This window comes from Cohnella thailandensis (assembly GCF_014212135.1).
Lineage (GTDB): Bacteria > Bacillota > Bacilli > Paenibacillales > Paenibacillaceae > Cohnella > Cohnella thailandensis.
This window is the reverse complement of the sequence record NZ_JACJVQ010000027.1, coordinates 26601-49940: the sequence shown is the minus strand read 5'-3', so window position 1 is coordinate 49940 and position 23340 is coordinate 26601. Positions and strand designations below refer to the sequence as shown.

General features: G+C 59.1%; 17 protein-coding genes. 7 read left to right on the top strand and 10 right to left on the bottom strand.

From position 1 onward, the window contains the following. Window positions 1-43 precede the first annotated feature (43 nt). The 5 genes from H7B67_RS28025 to H7B67_RS28005 all read right to left on the bottom strand — a co-directional run bounded on the left by H7B67_RS28025 (window position 44) and on the right by H7B67_RS28005 (window position 4761). Window positions 44-871, bottom strand: a complete 828-nt coding sequence (locus tag H7B67_RS28025) for a TSUP family transporter (RefSeq protein ID WP_185123201.1) — start codon at window positions 869-871, stop codon at window positions 44-46. Between the two features lie 128 nt (window positions 872-999). After that, window positions 1000-2004: a UV DNA damage repair endonuclease UvsE gene (gene uvsE, locus H7B67_RS28020; protein WP_185123200.1), complete on the bottom strand. Its 1005-nt coding sequence runs from the start codon at window positions 2002-2004 to the stop codon at window positions 1000-1002. A 58-nt stretch (window positions 2005-2062) separates the two neighbouring features. Next, entirely contained in the window at window positions 2063-2386 is a 324-nt protein-coding gene (locus H7B67_RS28015) for a hypothetical protein (protein ID WP_185123199.1), read from the bottom strand. 68 nt (window positions 2387-2454) lie between these two features. After that, window positions 2455-3609 (bottom strand): D-alanine--D-alanine ligase, encoded by a 1155-nt coding sequence (locus H7B67_RS28010; RefSeq protein WP_185123198.1) that lies wholly within the window; start codon window positions 3607-3609, stop codon window positions 2455-2457. 63 nt (window positions 3610-3672) lie between these two features. Further along, window positions 3673-4761, bottom strand: a complete 1089-nt coding sequence (locus H7B67_RS28005) for an amidase domain-containing protein (RefSeq protein ID WP_185123197.1) — start codon at window positions 4759-4761, stop codon at window positions 3673-3675. A 296-nt stretch (window positions 4762-5057) separates the two neighbouring features. Here H7B67_RS28005 and acnA point away from each other — a divergent pair, with 296 nt between their 5' ends. Together acnA and H7B67_RS27995 are read left to right on the top strand one after the other, a co-directional pair. Beyond that, window positions 5058-7772 (top strand): aconitate hydratase AcnA, encoded by a 2715-nt coding sequence (acnA, locus tag H7B67_RS28000; RefSeq protein WP_185123226.1) that lies wholly within the window; start codon window positions 5058-5060, stop codon window positions 7770-7772. A gap of 141 nt (window positions 7773-7913) precedes the next feature. Beyond that, the gene (locus H7B67_RS27995) at window positions 7914-8957 is read left to right on the top strand and encodes a YlbL family protein (RefSeq protein ID WP_185123196.1); all 1044 of its coding nucleotides are present in this window, start codon (window positions 7914-7916) and stop codon (window positions 8955-8957) included. Window positions 8958-9267: 310 nt separating this feature from the next. Here H7B67_RS27995 and H7B67_RS27990 read toward each other — a convergent pair whose 3' ends face one another. After that, the gene (locus tag H7B67_RS27990) at window positions 9268-10011 is read right to left on the bottom strand and encodes an IclR family transcriptional regulator (RefSeq protein WP_185123195.1); all 744 of its coding nucleotides are present in this window, start codon (window positions 10009-10011) and stop codon (window positions 9268-9270) included. Window positions 10012-10278: 267 nt separating this feature from the next. Between H7B67_RS27990 and H7B67_RS27985 the strand changes: the two genes are divergently transcribed. Then, entirely contained in the window at window positions 10279-11280 is a 1002-nt protein-coding gene (locus tag H7B67_RS27985) for an alpha/beta hydrolase (protein ID WP_185123194.1), read from the top strand. A gap of 56 nt (window positions 11281-11336) precedes the next feature. Here the strand turns inward: H7B67_RS27985 and H7B67_RS27980 are convergent, their stop codons facing one another. Beyond that, window positions 11337-12941 (bottom strand): sensor domain-containing diguanylate cyclase, encoded by a 1605-nt coding sequence (locus H7B67_RS27980; RefSeq protein WP_185123193.1) that lies wholly within the window; start codon window positions 12939-12941, stop codon window positions 11337-11339. A gap of 214 nt (window positions 12942-13155) precedes the next feature. Between H7B67_RS27980 and H7B67_RS27975 the strand changes: the two genes are divergently transcribed. The 4 genes from H7B67_RS27975 (at window position 13156) to H7B67_RS27960 (ending at window position 18432) form a co-directional block, all read left to right on the top strand. Continuing rightward, window positions 13156-13932 (top strand): GNAT family N-acetyltransferase, encoded by a 777-nt coding sequence (locus H7B67_RS27975; protein WP_185123192.1) that lies wholly within the window; start codon window positions 13156-13158, stop codon window positions 13930-13932. A 305-nt stretch (window positions 13933-14237) separates the two neighbouring features. Further along, a complete protein-coding gene (locus tag H7B67_RS27970; protein WP_185123191.1) occupies window positions 14238-15983 on the top strand; it encodes an ABC transporter ATP-binding protein in 1746 nt (581 codons plus the stop codon). After that, window positions 15980-17791: an ATP-binding cassette domain-containing protein gene (locus H7B67_RS27965; protein WP_185123190.1), complete on the top strand. Its 1812-nt coding sequence runs from the start codon at window positions 15980-15982 to the stop codon at window positions 17789-17791. Before H7B67_RS27970 ends, H7B67_RS27965 begins: the two co-directional genes overlap by 4 nt. A 62-nt stretch (window positions 17792-17853) precedes the next feature. After that, window positions 17854-18432: a hypothetical protein gene (locus tag H7B67_RS27960; RefSeq protein WP_185123189.1), complete on the top strand. Its 579-nt coding sequence runs from the start codon at window positions 17854-17856 to the stop codon at window positions 18430-18432. Between the two features lie 90 nt (window positions 18433-18522). Here the strand turns inward: H7B67_RS27960 and H7B67_RS27955 are convergent, their stop codons facing one another. From H7B67_RS27955 to pflB, 3 genes are all read right to left on the bottom strand, one after another. Beyond that, window positions 18523-19605, bottom strand: coding sequence for a Gfo/Idh/MocA family protein (locus H7B67_RS27955; RefSeq protein ID WP_185123188.1), 1083 nt, complete (start codon window positions 19603-19605; stop codon window positions 18523-18525). 288 nt (window positions 19606-19893) lie between these two features. Then, window positions 19894-20652 carry a pyruvate formate-lyase-activating protein gene (gene pflA / locus H7B67_RS27950; protein ID WP_185123187.1) on the bottom strand — a complete coding sequence of 253 codons (759 nt, stop codon included), beginning with the start codon at window positions 20650-20652 and terminating at the stop codon, window positions 19894-19896. 58 nt (window positions 20653-20710) lie between these two features. Further along, the gene (gene pflB, locus H7B67_RS27945; RefSeq protein ID WP_185123186.1) at window positions 20711-22981 is read right to left on the bottom strand and encodes a formate C-acetyltransferase; all 2271 of its coding nucleotides are present in this window, start codon (window positions 22979-22981) and stop codon (window positions 20711-20713) included. Between the last annotated feature and the right edge of the window lie 359 nt (window positions 22982-23340).

The window sequence follows — 23340 nt, the reverse complement described above, 5'->3', positions numbered from 1 at the left end:
AGTTCCGGTCGTGCTGCATTACCTATTCTACGTTTCTAAGCTTCTAATGTTCCGATAGATTGCGGAGGCCGTCGATGATTAGGTATGCCGCCATGACGAGCAAAGTCGCTCTCAGCAGCCACATGAGCTGCTTGCCGGTCATTCTCGAGGCGATAGCCGCTCCCAGCCTTCCTCCGATCAACGCTCCGGGCACGAGAGCCAGGAACAGCCAGCCGTCCACGTTGCCGTTCCACAGGTGAACCCCGCTTCCCAGGATGGAGGAGAGCAGGATGACGAACATGGACGTCGCCGTGGCGACATGGGGTGGAAAACGGAACAGCAGCACCATGAGCGGTACGAAGAGCGAGCCCCCGCCGATTCCGAACAGCCCGGAAGCCAGTCCGACGCCCGCGCCGATAACGAGCGCGGCCGGCAGATTGTAGCCGTATTCATATGTAACGCCGGTCCCGTCCGTGAACGTTCGGCGAATCGGCCATTCCTTGCGGATGGGCTTCAGTTTCTCCTTGGCCAGCATGAGGCCGAACATCGCGAGCATGAACAGCCCGAAGGCCAACTGGAAGGGAGCTTCCGGAATCCGATTCGTCACCTGCGCTCCCGCCATCGACGCGATCCCGCTCGTCGCGAAGAAAATCCATCCGGTTCCCCAGTCCACCTTCTTCTGCTTCTTATAGGTCCAGGTAGACGTCAGCGCGGTGAAGATGAGCACCGCGAGCGAGGTTCCGACCGCCACTTGCGAGGAAATCTCTTCCCCGAACAATTGAGGTCCAAGAAGCAGAAGACAAGGAACGATGACGATGCCGCCGCCGAAACCGACTATGCTGCCGAAGATCGCCGAGGCGGCTCCGATGAGCACCAAGACCAGCCAAGCCACTTTCCGATCACATTCCTTCTATGCGGCGTTCTGCAACGCTTACACGATTCTCTTTCAATTGTAACAGATCGAGAAGGCCGATGCGCCTCATGAATTGTGAATATCTTCTATCAATTCGGCGAGCTAAGTTAGCCCCCGACAATCTCCGCGCTGCCGCCGTTCAGCACCTTCACCGGACCGCCCGCCTTCTCCGCCTCGCGCAGGTCGTCCATCAGCTTCACGAGCGCGCCGTCCTTCTTCTTCGCTTCGATCATGACGTCGAGCGCAGGGGTTTCCCCCGCGATAGCCGTCAGGAACGACAACAGCGGACCGAGCTCGACGTAGTCGGCATGCCCGCGCGGGTCGCTCGCGCTCTTCGGGCTGGACACGTGGATCTTGGGCGGAAGCGACGCCTCTCCCGCCAGTTCCGGGCCGAAACGGCGCCAGGTCTGCCGGATTCGAGGCCACAGGGACTCGGGCGTCTCCCCCGAGTTGTTCACCTCATGGTGATGGATATCGAGCACCATCGGAGCTCCGGCTTCTTCGCTAATCGCGAGGGTCTCGGCCGAGTTGAACGTCTTGTCGTCGTTCTCGAGCGTGATTCTTTCGCGAATTCGCTCCGGCAACGCGCCGAAGTTGGCCAGAAACCTCCGGCCGGCCGTCGCCTTGTCTCCGTAGCTGCCCCCGACATGAATATTGCACAAGGCTCGCTCGTCCAGCCCCATCAGCTCCAACTGGCGCACATGGTGCGCCAGGTCCTTGATCGAGTTGGCCAGCACCTCTTCGCGGGGAGTGCTGAGCACGGTGAAGTGGTCGGGGTGGAACGATAGCCTCATCCCGTGCTCCTTCGCGAAATTCCCAACCTCCGCGAAAGCGGGTGCCAGCTTCTCGTAAGGCGACCAATCGGTGAGAGCCTCATGGGTCGCCAGAGGAATAAGCTTGGAGGTGAGCCGGTATACCTTCACATCCATGTACCTGCAATGCTTCAGCAGCCTGAGCGTATTATGCAGGTTCTCCTCGGCCAGGCGCTCCAAACGACGAAGCCCCGCCTCGCGATCGTCGAGTTTGGCGAAGCTCGCCATCGTCATCGTCCGGGACGGGGATGCATTCTCAAGCTGGGTAGACATAGCGACAAATCCGAAACGTACGATCATGACATCCTCCCGGGTAGCTGAAGACTGCTACCTAGAGTGTGTCCCTAAAGAGCGGCCCTCAGCCGTTCGCATGCTCCCCGAAGAACATCTCGTGGGCAAGCGCGGTCTGAACGCGGGCTTCCTCCTCGGTAAGCCGGCGGACAAGCTCCATCTCCACTTCGGTCACTTCTTCTCCCTGGAAGTTGATCTCGGCGATCGAGGCCACGATCTTTACGATCGCGACGGCTTGATTGTCGGGCGCGTACGCGATTACCTTCTGCCCCGTCGGAAAGACCCGAAAGCTCTTCTTGACCATTTTGCCGCGGCCGTATTCCAAGAGCTCGTAAAGCTCCTGCTCGGACTTGAACTTGCATACCGAATTGAACTCGGTCTGGAAACCCATGGCTTGTCCCTCCGTTCGTCGTTTAATAGCGGCGACAGGGATCTTCTCCCTCCGCCGCTTCCCGTTCGTTAATTCCCGCTTCCGTAATCGATGGCCTGCTTCTCCTCGTGGCGTTCGATAGCCAGGCGAATCAAAGCGTCCAGCAATTCCGCGTACGAGACGCCCGTCTCCTTCCACATCAGCGGATACATGCTGAAGGGAGTGAAGCCCGGCATGGTGTTGACCTCGTTGATAAAAATCGCCCCGTCGCTTCTTCTCAGGAAGAAGTCGGCGCGGCACAAGCCGCTGCCGTCGATCGCCAGGAAGGCGCGGACCGCCATCTCTCGAATCGTTTGGGCCGTCTCCGGCGGAATCTCGGCGGGAATCTCCATGATGGACTTGCCGTCGATATACTTCGCCTTGTAGTCGTAGAACTCGTTCGAGCTCACGATCTCCCCGGGCACGGATGCCCTTGGATCGTCGTTGCCGAGCACGCTCACTTCGATCTCCCGGGCATCGACGAACTCCTCGACGATGACCTTGCGGTCGTAACGAAGGGCTTCCCGGATAGCCGCGGTCAGCTCCGCGCGGTCGCGAGCCTTGGAGACTCCGACGCTGGAGCCTAGATTCGCCGGTTTAACGAAGCAAGGGTAGCCGAGCGACTCCTCGATTCCCGCAAGCTCGCCTTCTTGATCCTTGTTCCACTGGTACCTCGTGAAGTATCGGTAGCCGACCTGAGGCAGTCCCGCTTGGGCGAACATCGTCTTCATCGCGGCTTTGTCCATGCCGACGGCGGAGGCGAGGACGCCCGCGCCTACGTAAGGCAGGCCGGCCATCTCGAACAGGCCTTGAATCGTGCCGTCTTCCCCGAAGGTGCCGTGAAGCAGCGGGAACATCACGTCGATGGCGCGATGATCCGCGGCCGCTCCTTCCGCGCTAAGCACCTGCTCCGACATCCCTTGCAGCAGCGGAGCGAGCCCCGCGCCGGTCAATACGAGCTTGCCTTCCGCCGAACCGCCCGCGTCGGCCGTCGCGCCTTGGAATTGAAGCTCCGCGACCGCCGAAGGAGGCGCTTCAAGAAGCGGACCCGATCTCCATTGCCCGGTCTTCGTGATATAGAAAGGAATGAGTTCGTATTTGTCGTAATCGAACGACTTCAGAACCGCAAGCGCGGTTTGCAGAGATACTTCATGCTCTCCCGAGCGTCCGCCGTAGACGAGCCCGACGCGTACTTTTTGTCCCATGATTGTCCTCCGGCCTTATCGGCTATCTTCCTATTGTAATGCGGCACTGGGGCGGACCTCCCTTCAGAACTCGTCGGCGATGTGGAAAAACTTATAACGCGTCCGTTCCGTCCAAGCGTACGAATCCCGATAATCCCAATAGCGATGGCGGCTGCTCACCGTGTTGGCATTCACGAGCGGCATTCCGTCCGGGGTGAAAGCGACGACGATCGTATTGTGCTGATAGCGTCCGCTTCCGTCCCAATCGTAACAGATGACGTCGCCCGGCATGAGCTGCCGGGGCGAATCCACGACCTCCGCCCGAAGCCCGTAAGTTCGAGGCTGCGACAGGTACGCCTGAAGAGCGTTCGCTACGGCCCAGCTGTAGCTCCATAGCTCCTGCCCGTTCGCTTTGCCCTTATACCACCAGCCCGATTCTCTTCTCCCAGTATAGTTCATTGGCGCTCCCCCTGCAAAGATGCACTGGGAAACGTAATTCGTGCAATTCACCTCGAAATTCTCGTAGGAAGGGTTGCCCTCGTCCCACCATTGCTCCGCGTAAGCGACCGCTTCCTCCCGGCGGTAGGCTGCCCCTCTTCTCGAAGGATCGAACCAGCCTTCTCCCCATCCGCCGCGGCCGACTCCGGGACCGGCTAGCACCTTGGACTTGAAGGGACCCGCGGCGGATGGATTCAGATACGGAACCGAGGGGATAACCGTTCTCCTTCCCCAACCGTAATCGGATTCCGCTCCTTCCCCCGCGCTAGGCAACTCCACCGCGTTATGCTCGGAGTTGATCGGTTCGATCCGGTCGATTCGCCACCGGCTCCCGGTTCTCACGAACCGGATGCGCTCCTGCTCCGCCCGCTCCTCCAGCCAAGGAAGATGTTCCTGCTCGTAGGAACGAATCAGGTGGAACCGAACGACGCACGTCGCTTCCGTCGCATTCTCCTCCTTGCTGATCAGGCGAGCCCTCATCTCGCTGCGGATCGGCTTCAGCCTTGAAGCGCCCTCTCGCCGCGCGATCGCCTGCGACCGCTTCAAGAAGCGCAGCCGGTGCTCGGCGTCGGGCACGGTTCGATACGGTTCCGCGTTTCCCGACAGCCCGTCTCCGTTCAGCGTATTCACGTACTCCACCAGGGCTTTTTTCCACCCGTTATCCTTGTCCCCCACCGTTCTTCCTCCCTCCGCTCATCGCAGATGGTATCGGTTCCATCCTATGCCGTACGGCGCGCGCTCATGCCTCGAATCTGGGCGAAACGAACCCGCGGCGGAACGTACGGATGAAGGAGGGTTCGATTGTGGAATCCTAGTGCGGATACGTCCGGGAAATATCGAACTTTCCATGAACTTTCCGCGCCGGAAGGCGAATTTCGTCTTTACGGACAACGGGCAACACGTTATACTTACTAATGGAGAAAATGATTTTGAAATCGAGTTTCGTAGAATGAAACTCAATCAGGAGGCTGATTGAATTGTCAAACCTGCCGTATCAGGTTCAGGCAACGCTGCAGGCCGCCGGTAAGTCGTACCGGTACTACGACCTGCAAGGGTTGGAACAGCAAGGTCTTGGCCCCGTGTCCAAGCTGCCGTTCTCGATCAAAGTTCTGCTCGAGGCCGCTCTTCGTCAATTCGACGGACGCGCGATTACTCTTGAGCACGTCAAACAACTCGGCAACTGGGCGAATGGACGCGAAGACAAGGAAATTCCGTTCATCCCGGCTCGTATCGTCCTGCAAGACTTTACCGGCGTTCCGGTAGTCGTCGACCTGGCGGCTATGCGCGAGACCGTGAAGCAAGCCGGCGGCGATCCGAAGCGGATCAACCCTCTCGTTCCGGTCGACCTGGTTATCGACCACTCCGTAATGGTAGACGCATTCGGTACTCCGGACGCGCTTAAATACAACATGGATATCGAGTTCGAACGCAACGAGGAACGCTATCGCTTCCTGCGTTGGGCTCAAACCGCCTTCGACAACTTCCGCGCGGTTCCGCCGGCAACGGGTATCGTTCACCAGGTTAACCTGGAGTACCTGGCATCCGTTGCGGCTACGAAGACGAAGAACGGCGTTACCGAAGTTTATCCGGACTCCCTCGTCGGCACGGACTCCCACACGACGATGATCAACGGTCTGGGCGTCGTGGGCTGGGGCGTCGGCGGCATCGAAGCCGAAGCCGGCATGCTCGGCCAACCGCTGTACTTCGTTATGCCGGAAGTTATCGGCTTCCGCCTGACGGGCAGCCTGGCGGAAGGCGCTACGGCAACCGACCTGGCGCTGACGGTTACCCAAATGCTTCGCAAGAAAGGCGTTGTCGGCAAGTTCGTCGAGTTCTTCGGCTCCGGCTTGTCCAACATCAGCCTTGCCGACCGCGCGACGGTCGCGAACATGGCTCCGGAATACGGCGCTACGATCGGCTTCTTCCCGGTCGACTCCGAGACGCTGAACTACATGCGCCTCACCGGCCGCGAAGACAGCCAAATCGAGCTCGTGGAAGCTTACTACAAGGCTCAAGGAATGTTCCGTACGGACGATACTCCGGATCCGGTGTTCACCGACATCCTCGAGCTCGACCTGTCGACGATCGTGCCGAGCCTTGCAGGACCTAAGCGTCCGCAAGACCGCGTCGAGCTGACTTCCATGAAGGAAGAGTTCAACAGCATCATCCGCACGCCGATCGACAAGGGCGGCTACGGCCTGTCCGAAGAGAAGATCGCGGCTACGGCCGACGTTAACCACAAGAACGGCAAAGTCAGCCAGCTGAAGACGGGCGCCGTCGTTATCGCGGCTATCACCAGCTGTACGAACACGTCCAACCCTAGCGTTATGCTGGGCGCCGCTCTCGTCGCGAAGAAAGCCGTCGAGAAGGGCCTGACGAAGCCGGAATACGTCAAGAGCTCCCTGACTCCGGGTTCGCTCGTCGTTACCGACTACCTGACCAAGGCCGGCCTGCTGCCTTACCTCGAGAAGCTCGGCTTCTACGTCGCTGGCTACGGCTGCGCGACTTGCATCGGCAACTCCGGTCCGCTTCCGGACGAAGTCAGCCAAGCGATCGCCGACAACGACCTGACCGTCGCCGCCGTTCTGTCCGGCAACCGGAACTTCGAAGGCCGCGTTCACGCTCAAGTCAAGGCGAACTACCTGGCATCGCCTCCTCTCGTCGTCGCTTACGCTCTTGCCGGAACGGTCAACATCGACCTGGCTAACGAGCCGATCGGCACGGGCAGCAACGGCGAGCCGGTCTACCTGAAGGATATCTGGCCGACGAACGCCGAAATCCAAGAAGCCGTTCGCGCTTCGCTCTCGCCGGACATGTTCCGCGCGAAGTACGAGAACGTGTTCACGCAGAACGAGCAATGGAACCAAATTCCGGTTCCGAAGGGCGAGCTGTACGAGTGGGACGAGAAGTCCACTTACATCGCGAACCCGCCGTTCTTCAAGGGTCTCGGCGCGGAAGTGGGCGACATCGCCGACATCAAGGGCGCCAACGTCATGGCTCTGATGGGCGATTCGGTTACGACCGACCACATCTCGCCGGCCGGCAACATCAAGGCCGACAGCCCTGCGGGCAAGTACCTGATCGAGAATGGCGTCGACAAGAAGGACTTCAACTCCTACGGCTCCCGTCGCGGTCATCATGAAGTCATGATGCGCGGTACGTTCGCGAACATCCGCATCCGCAACCAAGTGGCTCCGGGAACCGAAGGCGGCGTAACGACTTACCTGCCTACCGGCGAAGTCATGTCCATCTACGACGCTTCGATGAAGTACCAAGCTTCCGGCACGAACCTCGTCGTCATCGCCGGCAAGGAATACGGCACCGGCTCCTCCCGCGACTGGGCGGCTAAGGGCACGTTCCTTCTCGGAGTCAAGGCGGTCATCGCCGAGAGCTTCGAACGGATTCACCGCTCCAACCTGGTCGGCATGGGCGTTCTGCCGCTGCAATTCCAACCGGGCTCGAGCTGGAAGACGCTCGGCATCACGGGCCGCGAGAAGTTCGACATCACGGGCCTCAGCAACGACGTCGTTCCCGGCCAAACGGTTACCGTAACGGCGACTCGCGAAGACGGCTCCACCTTCGAATTCCCGGCTATCGTCCGCCTGGACTCGATGGTCGACGTCGACTACTACCGCAACAGCGGCATTCTGCAGACGGTTCTGCGCCAAATGCTGGCTGAACAATAATTCTTACACTGTACCGAAGCCTTGAGAATGGCGGTGCGGGGAACGCTCCCTGCGCCGCCGTTCTTTTTGCGCGCTTCGCCCCGGAATATTTTGTCTCGGCATAAAGGAAGCGTTATAATGGGTAACGGAGGTGACGCCCGGATGGCTGCATGGAAGCATTGGATAAGACGCAATTGGACAGCCATTGCCGGAGGCTTCGTCGCCATCGTCTTCGTTGTCGCGTACTATTGGACTTGGCCGTACGTTATCTACGGCCCCGGCTCGGCGGAGCCCGTCCATCCCCGCGTTCAGACGGGACATGAGCTGGAAGAGAAAGGCGCCCTGCTGTTCACGACCGTATCCACCCGTTCCAAGCCGAACGTATTCGATCTTATTTATGCAAGGCTCAACCCCCGTATGGATATCAAGACCCAGGAGTCGGCGACCGGCGGCACGGTCAACCTGGAAGCCTACCGCAATCTGCTGTACTGGATGCGGGACAACTCGGAGTCCGCGGCGCTCATGGCCGCTTACGGGGCAATGAAGGAAGAGATTAAAATCGAGGAGCAAGGCGTCATCGTTCGCGCCTTCCTCGAGAATACGGAAGCCCGCAATCACGGCCTGCAAGAGGGCGATATCATCACCTCGATCGACGGGCAGGACGCGAAGACCGCGGAAGCGTTCACGAAGATCCTCGCGGACAAGAAGGCCGGGGACGTCGTCAAGCTGGCCGGAACGCGAGGGGACAAGAAGTTCGAGGTCGAGGTTCCGCTCATCGAGATGGAATCGACGGGGAAGGCGGGGGTCGGGTTCTACCGCGACTCCGTCCTGAAGGTAACCGTTCCCGACCCGGTCAAGTTCGACTTCAACGATACGGGCGGCCCTTCGGCGGGATTGATGATGACGCTCGAGATCGTCGCCCAGCTTACGGGGGAAGATCTCTCCAAGGGCTATCAGATCGCCGGCACGGGCACGATCGCCGCGGACGGAACCGTCGGCCAGATCGGCGGCATCCAATACAAGCTGATGGCGGCCGACCGCGAGAAAGCCGACTACTTCCTCGTCCCGTACGTCGAATCGGGGGACTACAGCAACTGGAAGGAAGCCGAGGAGACCGTCAAGAAGCTCGATCTGAAGCCGAAGCTGGTCAAGGTATCGTCGCTTCAGGACGCGATCGATTTCTTGAAGGGACTGGATGCGAAATAACAAACAATGACGGCGCCGGGAAGTTCCTCGGCGCCGTCATTGTTCTTATTCATTCCGATGTTAAGGGTAAATGGACATGAAATTTCATGCTTATTTTTAATGAAATCGATAAAATAGGCGATTATACATGATTTTTCATGCATAAATCGATTAAATCTCCACTTATCGTAAATTAAACATGAAATTTCATGCTTAATTGTCATTACGACTTTTTTAAAGGAGAAATGGATTTGGGATCACGGATAACGACGCCCAATTCACGACCTGACCCAAGAAGCGTTGGACAACACCGACGTTCTGCCCCCAACGATCACCCGATCAAAGCGCCCATTCGTTTGGCCGCCCCGACGATGGCCGGCGCGCACTCCAGCATCGCGTCGGGGGTCAGCCGGTTCGACGGGCCCGACACGGACAGCGCGGCGAACAGCTTGCCGTTGCGGCCGAAGATCGGCGCGGAGATCGCCGCCGCTCCCGGCTCGCGCTCTTCGAAGCTCGTCGCGTAGCCCGCTTGAACGATCTCCCTAAGCTGCTCTTTATACGCCTCGGGACTCAAGGATGCCGGCCAGGAAGGATCGGACAGAAGCAGATCCTGCACCTCCGGCTCCGCGAAGGCGAGAAGGATCTTGCTGGAGGCCCCGACCGACAGCGGCAAGCGCGCTCCGACCGGCGCCACCCTTCGAATCGCCTGCTGGCTCTGCACGGCTTGAATGCGGACCCGGTCCTTCCGGTCGCGCACGTACAGGCTGATCGTCTCGCCCAGTTGGTCGCGAAGCCGCTCCATCTCCCCGATCAGCAACAGCGCGGGATCGTCTTCCCTTCTTAGGCTCGCGGACAGCTCCAGCACCCGAAGGCCCAGGCGATACTTCTCGGTAGCCTCGTCCCGAATGACGAACCCCCGATGCTCCAGAGTAGCCAGCAGACGGAAAACGGTGCTCTTGTGAAGGCCTACCCGCTGAGAGATCTCCGTCAGCCCCAGATCGTTCCCCGCCGTGAAGCACAGGAGCACATCCAAAGCCCGCTCCACCGCTCGTATGGTTTGCTTCTCCTCTTCCATGTCGACGCCTTCTTTCCGTTTCACGCTACGAAACATTGGTACACCTAGTATAACTCAACTGGAGAAAACCGTAAACGTTGCCAGCCCCCCATTACAGTTCGATTACAGCGATCTAACAAAATGAAAGCGCTTGTTGACGCATTTTTCTCCCGTGCCTACGATAAGAGAATAAGAGATTTCTCATTCTGTTCTCATAATTCTGTTCTCATAATTCTGTTCTTATCATTCTGTTCTCATCATTCATTCAACATAAGCGAGGCGAACCCCATGACATCAACCACGATGACTCCCCAGGCTTGGGAGAGTCCGCCTTACTCGCCCGGCCAATCTCTCCTCCCGTTGGAAAGCAAAGTCCCTCGCCGCCTACATCGCCTTCTGCTCGTCGCCTCAATCTTGCTCGGTATCGCCGCTTTTTTCCTCGTCGCCCTTTTTACCGTCGTTTCTTACCTGTTCGCTTATCCGTCCGTCCCCGCCCTGCAGTCGAATCCGATGGCCGCCCGCAATCTGATGTACGAGGACGTTCGCTTCGAGAGCGCCGATCATGCCTCTGAGGTGAACGGCTGGTGGATTCCCTCCGCCGGAGACCGAACCGTCATCCTGAGCCATGGCTATGGAACGAACCGCGAGGAGTCCTGGGTCCCCATGTACGACATCGCTTCCTTGCTCCACGAGCAGAGCTACAACGTCCTGATGTTCGATTACGGCTATGCGGATTCCTCCGACCGGCAGCCGGCGACCGGCGGTATCGCCGAGTCCCAGCAGCTGATCGGAGCTCTGCAGCTCGCGCGCGACAAGGGCAGCGGGGAGGTCATCGTCTGGGGCTTCTCCATGGGGGCGGGAACGGCTCTGCAAGCCGCTCTCCAGAGCGACCTCATCGACGGGATGATTCTGGACAGCACCTTCCTCCCGGACTCGGACACGATCTATTCCAACATCCGCAATTACGCGAACGTGCCCAAGTCCTTGACGGTTCCTCTGCTAAGCCGCTTTCTGCCTCTTTTTACGGGAACGCAGTTGAACCGGATTCCGTCTGCCCAAGCCCAGACGACCGACTATTCGGTTCCCATCCTGCTGATCCATGGCACGAACGACGACAAAGCGCCGATCGGCATCTCCGAGAACGTAGCCGCCTCCCAGACGAATCCGTTATCCGAGCTGTGGGTCGTTCCGGGAGCCCTTCACGAGATGATTTTCCGCGCGCATCCGGAGGAATATGTCGCTCGCACGACGGCATTCCTTCAAGCGGTCGACCGGCAGCGTCACGGATAATTAAAGAAGAAGGCTGAACCTGGGGACGCCTCCTCAAGCTCAGCCTTCTTGCGTATTCATTCCGGTTCGACGGTTGCCGCCGCCGCGTCGTACAGGATCGTGCGGTTGCGTCCTTGCTGCTTGGCTTGGTACAAGGCGTCGTCCGCTTGCCGGAACAGGTCCTCTACCGTCGAGGCTTGCAGCGGATAGCTCGAGATGCCCAAGGACAGAGTCACCGGCTTGCCCGTCGGGCTCGTCTCGGACTCGATGCGGCTTCTAAGCTTCTCTGCGATCTCGTAAGCTTGCGCCTCCGTGCGAAAAGGAAGCAGGAAAACGAATTCCTCTCCGCCGTAACGGCAGCAATAATCGTTCGTCCCCTTCTCCTCCAGCATGTGCCTGGCCAAGAACCGCAGAACCTCGTCTCCCATCTGGTGGCCATAGGTATCGTTAACGGCTTTGAAGCGGTCCAGGTCCATCATGACGACGGCAAAAGGAACTCCTTCCTCCGCCCATCGAGAGACGATCGCATCCATTAAGCGTCGGTTCGTGAGACCGGTGAGCGGGTCGGTATGCGCCTGGTTGGAGAACTCTTCCGCCCTCTTGTCCAACAGCCGGAACGCCTCGCTCACCGCGGAATAAAGCTCGTTCGTCTCATAGTTCCAATGCTTCCTGTCCGGAAGCCGCACGGTTTGCGCCGCTCCCGAATTCAAGCTGGAAGCCAGATGCGCCAGACGGTTCAGCGGGGAAGACAGGCGATGGGAGACGAAAATAACGATCAGCAGCACGAGGAGCATGATCGGCGCGCTGATCAGGACGACCTTCGCGATCACTTCCTCCACGCTTTCCGTTACGACCGACGCCGGTGTCTGGGAGATGATCCCCCACCCTGCCGCCGGAATGATCGCGGCCCCGGCCAGGAATTTTATGCTCCTCGAATTCTCCACCGTCAACTGGCCGCTCTTACCCTGGAGCAGCTGCTTGACGATCGCGTTGTCCGAGACGTTCTCGCCGATCCGGCTCGCATCCGGGTGATAGATGAGGTTGCCTCGCGAATCGACTACGTAATAGTAAGAGCCGTTCTCGTTGACTCCCTGCTGGCCTAGGATCTTCTGGAAGACGTTCGGCTCCTGCAGGTACACCGATCCCCCGATGAAGCCCGCATATCCGCCGTCCCGGTCGTAGATCGGATAACTCGCCATAATGATCAGCCGACCCGTAGACGCCCGGTATGGATCCGAAATGAGCGGCTTACGCAATCTTAATGCCTCTTTGGACTGCTCGGAGCTTACGGTCGTGCCCTTGAGCTGCAACGCTTCCGGCGACGTCACCGTGACGAGTCCGGCCGCATTCACTATAACGACGGAGTTGAAGTAGGGAACCGATCCCCGGAGAAAATCGATCTGCTGCTGCAGGTCCTCCTGCTTCCACTGCCCGCTCGATATGTAATCGGATGCCGACTTCAGAGTATCCTGCATGGACTGGATAATTGTCTCCGTCGTGCGGCTCAGCTCGTTTGCCGTGATTTGGTTTAGCTCTAGCGTGTTCTCGGTCAACGATTTTTTCTGGGTCGTATAGCCGATAGTCATGCTAAGGGCGTAGCTGACGACCACGGAGAAAAAAACGACTATTATAATAATCAGAGACAGCCTTATCCCTGATTTCCTCTCTTTATCCGCAGACATGTTCGCGACGGCTCCTCCAATCCGAACGATCATTCTAAGCAAGCATTCGACAAAATACGATCTTCCAAAACCCCATTTTATCACATCCGTTACCGTTCAGTAAGTCCTGCCTTCGCCGGGACATCCTTCCGAAAATAACGAAGTATTGAATATTTATGAATTCTAACGTATATTAATGCAGTTAGTTGAATCGACTTTTGCCGGAGGATTCTCCATGAAGACAATCCCCTCTTCTTTCGAACTTATCGAGCCGCTTACGCTTAATGCTTGGCCCGCCTTGCGGCAATTCGTGCGGGACGGGTGGCTGCTGAGATTGGCCGACGGCTATACCAAACGCGCGAACTCCGTTCAGCCCTTGTGGCCGTTCGATGGCGAAACGGACATGGCCGGAAAAATCGCATGGTGCGAGCAAGTTTACAACGATGCGGGGTTGCCCGCTATTTTCAAGCTTTCGCCTTTCTCCGAGCCCCGGAATCTGGATTATCTGCTGGAGGAGGCGAGTTACCGCGTCGTAGAGCCCTCCTGCGTGAAAGTTCGCGACCTTGCGAATCTGCCGATTCCGTCCGGCCGATTCCGGGTTCTCGTCGAGCCTCGAATAAACGAGGCTTGGCTCTCTTCGTTCTCCGTTTGGCAATCTCTTCATGCGGATCGCTTAAAGACGGCCAGGCTAATTCTTGAAGCGCCCTATCCTCCGAAAGGCTTCTTTACTCTGTCGGACGACGGCATCCCCGTCGCCCTTGGAATCGGAGCGATCGAGCGCGGCTATGCCGGGCTGTACGATATCGTAACGGATCCGTTCCGCCGTAACGAGGGCATCGGCGAGCAATTGCTGCTGCACATTCTGGGCTGGGCCAAGGAACGCGGCGCCCATTCCAGCTACCTTCAGGTCGTGCGCGCCAACGCGGCCGCAAACCGCCTCTACGACAAGCTCGGATACGAGGACCTGTATCCTTACTGGTACCGGGTGCAGACGTTGAACAACGGCAATTAAGGGACTTTAAGGAAATTTACGTTGACGCTCCTCTTGAGCCCGTGATATAGTCACCCTATTCCCAATTTTAAACAAAGGAGGGTTCTACCGATGGTCCAGCAACAGCAGCTTACGATCGCCGCATTTAATCGAATAGGCTCGTTCCCATCGGCAAACCCTGTCCGGCGTATGCAGTAGCTTCATTCGCGTATACCTCGCTCCAGGCGGCTGCGCCTGGAGCTTTTTTATTTTCCCCTCCACGATGCCCGTCCGAGCCGTTCAGGTTATGCCTCCTAACGCATCGAATCAGAAAGGGGCTCTTCCGAATGCCGCCCAAATCGTCCTTATCCATGTCTTGGATGCTTCAGTACCTTCGTCCCGTCAAAGGGCGAATGGCGCTGCTGCTTCTTCTGCTTCTGGCGACTACCGCGCTTCAGCTTGTAAATCCGCTGATCGTTCAGCGATTCATCGACCGGGCGAACGAATCGGGGGCGTTATCCGGCCTGCTGACACTGGCCGGCCTCTATCTGGCCATCGCCGTTCTCATCCAGCTTTTCACCATCTCGGTCGTCTATCTCGGGAACGACGTTTCTTGGCGCGCGACCAACCGGATCCGCGGCGGGCTGCTCAAGCACGCGCTTCGGCTCGACATGAAGTTTCACAACGTCAAAACGCCCGGAGAGATGATCGAGAGAATCGACGGCGACGTGACCCACATGTCGAACTTCTTCGCGCTGTTCATCGCCAAGATCGTCGGCAGCTTCGTCCTGTTGGCCGGCATTCTCGTCTATATGTTCTTCTATGATTGGCCGATCGCGGCCGTCATGACCGCGTTCACCGTCGCGTCAATCTGCGTCATGTACGCGATCCGCGACATGGGAGTGAACGCCTCCCAGGCGGAGCGCCAGGCAAGCGCGGCTCTCTTCGGGCTGATCGAGGAGAGGATCGCCGGCATCGAGGACGTGCAAGCCAACGGCGGCGTGCCTCGCCTGATGAACCGGTACCATCGGGCCATGAGAAAAGTATTCCTGACCGGCCGAAGGGCTTGGATGCTCCGCGTCATGCCGTGGAACGTCACCGTCGTCCTGTTCACCGTCGCCGTCACCGCGGTGCTCCTGCTGAGCGTGCGCCAATATTTGAACGGTCATATTACGCTCGGCACGCTCTTCTTGTTTTTCCAATACACGCAGATGCTGAACGAACCGATCGAACAGCTCGGCGACCAGATGCAGGAATTCCAGAAGGCGAAGTCCGGCATGCGCCGAACGAGAGAGCTCCTCTCTCTCCGCAGCGAGATTAAAGAAGGCCAGGAAGAATGGCTGCCCGAAGGCCCCCTCTCCGTGTCGTTCGAGGGAGTTAGCTTCGGTTATAACGAAGACCATCGGGTGCTGCATGACGTCAGCTTCGAGCTGAAGCCGGGCGAGAGGCTCGGGCTCGTCGGGCGAACCGGCAGCGGCAAGTCCAGCATCAGCCGGCTGTTGCTGCGGCTCTACAATTCGGACCGCGGCGTCATTCGGATCGGCGGCACGGACATTCGCAACCTGAGCCTCCCCGCGCTATATCGCCGGGTCGGAATGGTCACGCAGGACGTGCAGCTATTCGACGGCACGCTGCGCGACAACCTGACGCTGTTCAATCCTAATCTGACGGATGAAGAGATTCTAAGGACGACCGAGCAGCTCGGACTGCGCTCCTGGATCGACGCCATGCCGGCCGGATTGGATTCGCGGCTGTCTTCCGGAGGCTCTTCGCTCTCCGCGGGAGAAGCCCAATTGTTCGCGCTCACCCGGGTGTTCCTGACGAAGCCGAGCCTGATCATCCTGGACGAACCGTCCTCCCGGCTCGACGCCGCGACGGAAGCCGCCCTGCAGACCGCGGTCGATCAGCTGCTGGCTCAATGCACGGGCATCGTCATCGCTCATCGTCTGTCCACTCTGGACAACGTCGACAAGATCATGGTGCTGCGGCAGGGCCGGATCGCGGAGTTCGGGTCGAGAGAAGCTCTGGCCTCCGATCCGACGTCCGAATACGGACGGTTATTGATAACGAACCGAGAGGAGGAATTGGCGTGACGGTAACTCGGTTTATGGGGCGACTGTTTAGCTATACGCCCTCCTTGATCATCATCAACGGATTGCTGTGGGGACTCTTCCACTCTCTGCCCGTCGGCATAGGGCTCGGAATGAAGTGGTTCTTCGATCGGGCCACGGCCGGATCGAACGACTTCTTCTGGCTCGCGCTTCCCCTGATCGTCGTCGGCCTTGTCCGATTCGTCCGTACCGGTACGTTCTTTATCGCTTTCTACCAATGGGTGAGATATATTTACCACGTGCAAGCTTGGCTGCGCCGCAATATGCTGGCCGGCATCATGCGTTGGCCGGGACGCAACCTGCCCGCCTCCCCCGGAGAAGCGATGACCCGCTTCCGCGATGACGTGGACGAGGTCGTCGAATACGTGGAATCGTGGGTCGACTTCTGGGGACGCCTGATTTACGCCGCGGCGTGCATCGTGATCATGGCCCGGATCGATTGGAAAATCACGGCCGTCGCGATCCTTCCGCTCGTTGCCGTCTCCCTGTTCAACAACCTGTCCGGCGACCGGGCGAGACGATATTCCGCGTCGAACCGGGAAGCGACAGGCCGCATTACCGGCTTTATCGCGGAGACGTTCGGAGCCGCGCAGGCGGTTAAGCTCGGTCAAGCCGAAGAGCATGTGCTGGGACGCTTCGAGAAACTGAACGAGAACCGCCGTAAGGCCGCTCTTCGGGATAGCCTGTTCAAGCAATTCATGCAGTCGCTGAATCAGCACGTGCTTAGCATCTGCACCGGCGTCATTCTGCTGGTGTGCGCGGCGGAGATGAAGGCGGGGCGGTTCACGGTCGGGGATTTCGCGCTGTTCACTTCCTATCTGACGACGTTCTCGTTCAGCGTTTCGCTGTTCGGCTATATGGTGTTCCAGCACAAGCGGCTGAAGATCGGGCTCGACCGGATGCGGACCCTGTTCCGGCCGGGCGAGAAGGACTTGATCGCCGAGCATAGCGAGATCCATATCTACGGAGAAGCTCCGGAAGCGGAGGAGCCGAAGGAACGGGAAGAGGATCGCCTGCTGAGCCTCGAAGTCAGGGGTCTCTCCTACTCGTATCCGGATTCGGATAACGGAATCCAAGACGTCGGCTTCCGGCTAACGCGAGGCAAATTCCTCGTCGTGACCGGCCGGGTCGGGGCGGGCAAGTCGACGCTCGTGCGCACGCTCTTGGGCCTTCTTCCGAAGGACGAGGGAACCATCCATTGGAACGGGCGAGCGATCGAAGATCCCGCGGAGTTCCTGAAGCCGCCGAGATCGGCCTATACGCCGCAGGTGCCTCGCCTCTTCAGCGACACGCTGCGCGAGAACATTACCCAAGGCAAAGACGTCGCTCCGGAGCGGCTCGATCGGGTCTTGCGCCTATCCGTTATGGAACGGGACATCAAGACGCTGGAGAACGGCCTGGACACTCTCGTCGGGCCGAGGGGCGTCATGCTGTCCGGCGGCCAGATCCAACGCGCCGCCACGGCCCGAATGCTGATGACGGGTTCCGATCTGTTTATCTTCGACGACCTGTCCAGCGCGCTGGACGTCGAGACGGAGAAAACGCTATGGGAGAGGCTGTTCCAAGAACCGGACGTGACCTGCATCGCGGTGTCCCATCGTCGGGCCGCCCTGTCGCGGGCGGATCATATCCTGGTGATGAAGGACGGAAAGGTAGAGGCCGAAGGAACTCTCGCGGAGCTATTGGAGACGAGCGCCGAGATGCGGCTTCTGTGGCAGGGCGAGGAGACTTCCTCGGCAGAGACACATGGGGAGGATGCGGCCAGGGAAAAGGAGTCCGTCCGCGGCTAGGCGGTCTTAGCATATCTGCACTCGGTCGCTGACGAATTTGCCGAGCTTCGGCGTTCCATTGATTGCATGCGATAGCGTCGTACACCAATTTGGAAGAGGGTGATGGTTTGGCCGGAAATATCCTTTACATCCCTTTTACGTTCCTAATGGCAATAGGACTGATTCTTCTCGTTGCCGTTCTCGCGTACAAAAAAGGGAAAAGAGCCGCGGCCGTTGCCTTGCTTCCTTCGATCCCCATCCTTATCCTATTTCAATTTTACTTCTGGAACGCGGAATTTCATCACTATGTCAAAAGCTACGCGTTCCCCAGCAGAACTTTCACTTGCAAATACGAAGAAGAATGGCACGGCCTATCCGTCCCGCTTTCCGAAAGAACCGTCCTTCTGGGAAGCGAAGATGTCTGTTCTCCGTTTTATTTGACCTATGCCGAAGTTAATAAGTTTGAATCTCTTTATCGGCGGGAGTTGGAGCGTCTTAAAGACGAAGGCAAAATTCGAGCTTATGAAAATGCCGAACGCGCGAATGCATACGGAAGCAAATATATGGAGTATACGGCAGAGCTATCGTCGGGTTCGAAGATTCATATTGCTTATAAAAGAGAAGCGTCCACCAACCTGATCACCATCAATTACGAATCCTAGCCCTTCCGGGTCGCTCGCCCGTAAACGGAAAGCAGCCCTTCCGATCGATGAGATCGAATGGGCTGCTTTCCGTTTTGTTCGTTTGTAAGATTACAGGCTCCAATCCAGCTTTACTTCCCCGCCCGTGCGGGAGGATTCGTAGATCGCGTCGATGATCAGGTTGCTGCGCAAGCCCGTCTCCGCCGAGGTCCATGGCGTCTTGCCTTCGCGAATGCATTCAAGGAAGTGACGGCTCAGGCGAATCCGCGCGCCTTCGTCGTTCTCCGGAGCGGACATCGGGATGTCGACCGGTTGATCGAAGCGCTCCGTCAAGTATTTGCCTTCGTTGCCGCGCAGGAACGCGCCGCCTTCCGTGCCCATCAGGTGCAGGAACGGGGTGCTGTCCGTGTCCATATGAACCGCCCAGCTCACTTCAAGCGTCAGCGAGGAGCCGTCCTCCATCTTGATGATGGCGGTCGCCAGATCCTCGACGTCGTAGAAGCCGTTCCAGTCCGGCTTGCCCCAGTTGCCGATCCCCCGCTTGCGAGGTCCGAATTCCGCGTAGGTCGAGCCGTAGACCGACACCGGCTTCGGATCGCCCATCAGGTGGAAGGCAAGATCGAGCATGTGAACGCCGATGTCGATCAGCGGGCCGCCGCCGGACTCCTCGTACTTGGTGAACCAGGTTCCCCAGCCGGGAATGCCTTTGCGGCGATACCAGCCGGTCTTCGCCGTATAGATGCGGCCGAGCTCTCCGCGGTCGACCTGCGACTTCACCTGCAGAGGGAGCCAGTCCCATCTCATCTGGTGAGCGACCATGACGGTCTTGCCGGAGCGCTTCTGGGCGCGGACGATTTCTTTGGCCGCTTCCGAGTTGAGCCCCATCGGCTTCTCGAGAAGGACGTGCTTGCCGCTCTCCAGCGCCAGAATCGCCAGCGGTGCATGGGCCTTGTTCGGGACGGCGACGATGACCGCGTCCAAATCTTCGCGCGCGATAAGCGCTTCGGGAGAAGGCGATACGGTCGCGATGCCGTATTCCGCCGCGCGTTGCTCCGCCAACGGCAAGAATACGTCCGTAATCGCGGCGATCTCGCACTCCGAAGCCAGCTTGCTGAATTCCTGAAGATGCACATTGCCGATATTGCCCGCGCCGATCAGCCCGATGCGGATTTTGTTAGCGCTTGCGCTTGACATGATAAAAAGCCTCCGATGCCTTTAGGATAGCGATGACGGCCGGTGCCGCACCGCGCTGCTACACCGCTATCATACTGCAAGTACGGAGGCGATTTCGATGTTCGATTTAGCCTTATTTATATCCCGCATGGGCATGCTTGCCCGTTTCGGGCTGCAGACGCCAACGGAGAATAACCGCGACTCATCGAAATCAGCTTTCGGGAGAGCAGTTAGCCCAGGCGGCTTGCCCAGTTGAGTCGCCAGGACTCAACTCGAGCAGCTTTGGCTCGGGCGGCGAGGTCGGTTGAGTCACCGCGACTGGGCCGGAGCCGCCGCAAGAGAGCGACTCCTGGCGGCATCCACGATGCCTCGCGCCCGGCGAACCTCCTCTTCGCCGGGCGTCGGCACTCCATCCAGCGGATAATCCTTGCCGAGCTGCGCCCATTTGTACACTCCCATCCGGTGATAGGGGAGCAGCTCGACCTTGGACACGTTGCCAAGTCCGCCGATGAATGCGCCCAACCGGTTCAAGTCCTCGTACCCGTCGGTTATCCCGGGCACGAGCACGTGGCGAATCCATACTTTCCGTTTCCGATCCGCCAGCCATCTCGCGAAATTCAGGATCCGGTCGTTCGGCTGGCCGGTCAGCGCGATGTGCCCCTCGCGATCGATCAGCTTCAGATCGAGCAGCACGAGATCGGTGGCCTCGATCAAGTCTTCGGCATGGTGCGGATCGCAGAAGCCGGAGGAGTCGAGTGCGGTATGAAGCCCCCAGCGCCTCTTGCATTCCCGGAACAGACGGGCGACGAACGGGGCTTGAAGCGTCGGCTCTCCCCCGGTTACGGTGATGCCCCCGCCTGAGCGGACGTAATAAGGAACATAAGGCTCGATCTCCGCGAGCACCTCGTCCACCGTCAGCAATTGGCCGCCGTCCGTTTTCCACGTATCGGGATTATGACAGTATCCGCATTGCAAAGCGCAGCCCTGCATGAACAGAACGAAGCGGATGCCGGGGCCGTCTACGGTGCCGAATGTGTCCATCGAATGAATGCGTCCCTTCGAGTGCATGCGACTCGCGCTCCTTTCTAATTCCCCCGCGGTAAAGGCTTGGCTCCAGCTCAGCCGGTCAAATGCTGCCGTGGAAAGTCCGGTTGATGACGTCGAGCTGCTGCTCCCTCGTCAGCTTGATGAAGTTGACGGCGTAGCCCGAGACGCGGATCGTAAGCTGCGGGTATTGCTCCGGATGCTCCATCGCGTCGAGCAGCTGCTCGCGATTGAACACGTTCACGTTCAAATGGTGGCCTCCGCAGACCGAATAACCGTCCAGAAGCGACACCAGGTTGTCCTTGCGGGCGTCGTTTTCCCGTCCGAGAGCCTTCGGAATGATGGAGAACGTGTTCGAGATGCCGTCCCGGCAGCTCTCGTAAGGAATCTTGGCGACCGAGCCGAGCGAAGCCAGCGCCCCTTTGCGGTCGCGTCCGTGCATCGGGTTCGCGCCCGGAGCGAACGGCTCTCCGGCATGGCGGCCGTCCGGCGTGCTGCCCGTCTTCTTGCCGTACACGACGTTGGACGTAATCGTCAGAACCGACAGCGTCGGGATCGAGCCGCGGTACGTCTTATGCTTCCGCAGCTTCGCCATAAAGTTCTCGGCCAGCCATACGGCGATGTCGTCCACCCGGTCGTCGTTGTTGCCGTATTGCGGGTACTCCCCTTCGATCTCGAAGCCCGTCGCGATCCCTTGCTCGTTGCGGATCGGCCTCACCTTCGCGAACTTGATGGCGCTCAGGCTGTCCGCGACGACCGACAAGCCCGCGATTCCCGTCGCCATCGTCCGCACGATCTCCCGGTCGTGCAGCGCCATCTCGATGCGCTCGTAGCAATACTTGTCGTGCATGTAGTGGATAACGTTAAGCGTGTTGACGTACAGCCCCGCCAGCCACTCCAGCACATCCTCGTAACGGCTCATGACCTCGTCGTAGTCGAGGACCTCCGTCGTCAGCGGAGCCGTCTTCGGTCCGACCTGGATTCCGAGCTTCTCGTCGACTCCCCCGTTGATGGCGTACAACAGAGCTTTAGCCAGATTGGCCCGCGCGCCGAAGAACTGCATCTGCTTGCCGATCCGCATCGCGGAGACGCAGCAGGCGATGCCGTAATCGTCCCCGAATTCGGGCCGCATGAGCTCGTCGTTCTCGTACTGGATGGAGCTCGTCTCGATCGATACCTTCGCGCAGTACCGCTTGAACGCGTCCGGCAGCAGTTCGGACCAGAGCACCGTCAGGTTCGGCTCCGGCGCGGGGCCGAGATTGTACAGCGTATGAAGGAAACGGAAGGAGTTGCGGGTAACGCGAGTCCGTCCGTCCAGCCCCATCCCGCCGATCGACTCGGTTACCCAGGTCGGGTCGCCGCTGAACAGCTCGTTGTAGTCCGGCGTGCGCAAGAACTTCGCCAAGCGCAGCTTCATGACGAAGTGGTCGACCAGCTCCTGCGCCTCCTGCTCCGTTAGAGTTCCTTCGCGCAAATCCCGCTCGATATAAATATCGAGGAAGCTGGAAACGCGCCCGAGGCTCATCGCGGCCCCGTTCTGTTCCTTGATCGCCGCCAGGTAAGCGAAGTAGACCCATTGGACCGCCTCGCGGGCATTAACGGCCGGACGGGAGATGTCGAAGCCGTAAGCGGCCGCCATGCTCTTCAATTCTTGAAGGGAACGAACTTGCTCGGAGAGCTCTTCCCTCAGGCGGATGACGTCCTCTTGCATCGGACCCGCCTCCAGCTCGACCAGATCGCGCTTTTTGTCCGCGATCAGCTTGTCGACGCCGTACAGGGCGACGCGGCGGTAATCCCCGATAATGCGTCCCCTCCCGTAAGCATCCGGGAGACCGGTGATGATCGCCGCCTTGCGGGCGTTTCTCATCTCCGTCGTGTAGGCGTCGAACACGCCTTGGTTGTGGGTCTTCCGGATGTCGGCGAACAGCCGTTCGATTTCCGCGGGCAGCTTGTAGCCGTAGGCCTCGCAAGCATCGGCGACCATCCGGATGCCGCCAAACGGCTGGATCGAGCGTTTAAGCGGCTCGTCGGTCTGAAGCCCGACGACCGTCTCCAAGCCGCGGTCGATGTAGCCCGGCCCGTGGGAGGTGATCGTCGACACGGTGTTCACATCCACATCCAGCACCCCGCCGTTCTCCCGCTCCCGCCTCATCAGCTCCAGAACCTGCGCCCACAGCTTCTCCGTCGCCTCCGTCGGCGGAGCGAGAAAGCCCTCGTCTCCTTCGTAAGGCGTCAAGTTCAGGGAGATGAATCCGGCGACGTCCGTCTTCTCTTGCCAAGGCCCTTCCGCGAAGCCGCGCCAGGGATTTCTCTCGGTTAGAATCTGTCTCACTTCATCCTCCAGCTTGGACATGGTGCCTCTCCTCCTTCAGTCTTCTTGCGTAGCAAGGTGTTGCAGCTCCGTAACCGAAGCCCCCGAGCGGCTCTAACCCGATGATGTCGGGTTACAGCTCCGTAACCGGAGCCCCGAGCGGCTCTAACCCGATGATGTCGGGTTACAGCTCCGTAACCGGAGCCCCGAGCAGCTCTAACCCGATAATGTCGGGTTACAGCTCCGTAACTGGAGCCCCGAGCGGCTCTAACCCGATAATGTCGGGTTACAGCTCCGTAACCGGAGCCCCGAGCAGCTCTAACCCGATAATGTCGGGTTACAGCTCCGTAACCGGAGCCCCGGGCGGCTCTAACCCGATGATGTCGGGTTACAGCCCCCCT

Bases quoted from the DNA above. Each gene is read 5' to 3' on its own strand.
- H7B67_RS27970 (WP_185123191.1), top strand. From the start codon at position 14,238: ATGCCGCCCAAATCGTCCTTATCCATGTCTTGGATGCTTCAGTACCTT.
- H7B67_RS27990 (WP_185123195.1), bottom strand. From the start codon at position 10,011: ATGGAAGAGGAGAAGCAAACCATACGAGCGGTGGAGCGGGCTTTGGAT.
- H7B67_RS27955 (WP_185123188.1), bottom strand. From the start codon at position 19,605: ATGTCAAGCGCAAGCGCTAACAAAATCCGCATCGGGCTGATCGGCGCG.
- H7B67_RS27985 (WP_185123194.1), top strand. From the start codon at position 10,279: ATGACATCAACCACGATGACTCCCCAGGCTTGGGAGAGTCCGCCTTAC.
- pflB (WP_185123186.1), bottom strand. From the start codon at position 22,981: ATGTCCAAGCTGGAGGATGAAGTGAGACAGATTCTAACCGAGAGAAAT.
- pflA (WP_185123187.1), bottom strand. From the start codon at position 20,652: ATGCACTCGAAGGGACGCATTCATTCGATGGACACATTCGGCACCGTA.
- uvsE (WP_185123200.1), bottom strand. From the start codon at position 2,004: ATGATCGTACGTTTCGGATTTGTCGCTATGTCTACCCAGCTTGAGAAT.
- H7B67_RS28010 (WP_185123198.1), bottom strand. From the start codon at position 3,609: ATGGGACAAAAAGTACGCGTCGGGCTCGTCTACGGCGGACGCTCGGGA.
- H7B67_RS27995 (WP_185123196.1), top strand. From the start codon at position 7,914: ATGGCTGCATGGAAGCATTGGATAAGACGCAATTGGACAGCCATTGCC.
- H7B67_RS27980 (WP_185123193.1), bottom strand. From the start codon at position 12,941: ATGTCTGCGGATAAAGAGAGGAAATCAGGGATAAGGCTGTCTCTGATT.
- H7B67_RS28015 (WP_185123199.1), bottom strand. From the start codon at position 2,386: ATGGGTTTCCAGACCGAGTTCAATTCGGTATGCAAGTTCAAGTCCGAG.
- H7B67_RS27975 (WP_185123192.1), top strand. From the start codon at position 13,156: ATGAAGACAATCCCCTCTTCTTTCGAACTTATCGAGCCGCTTACGCTT.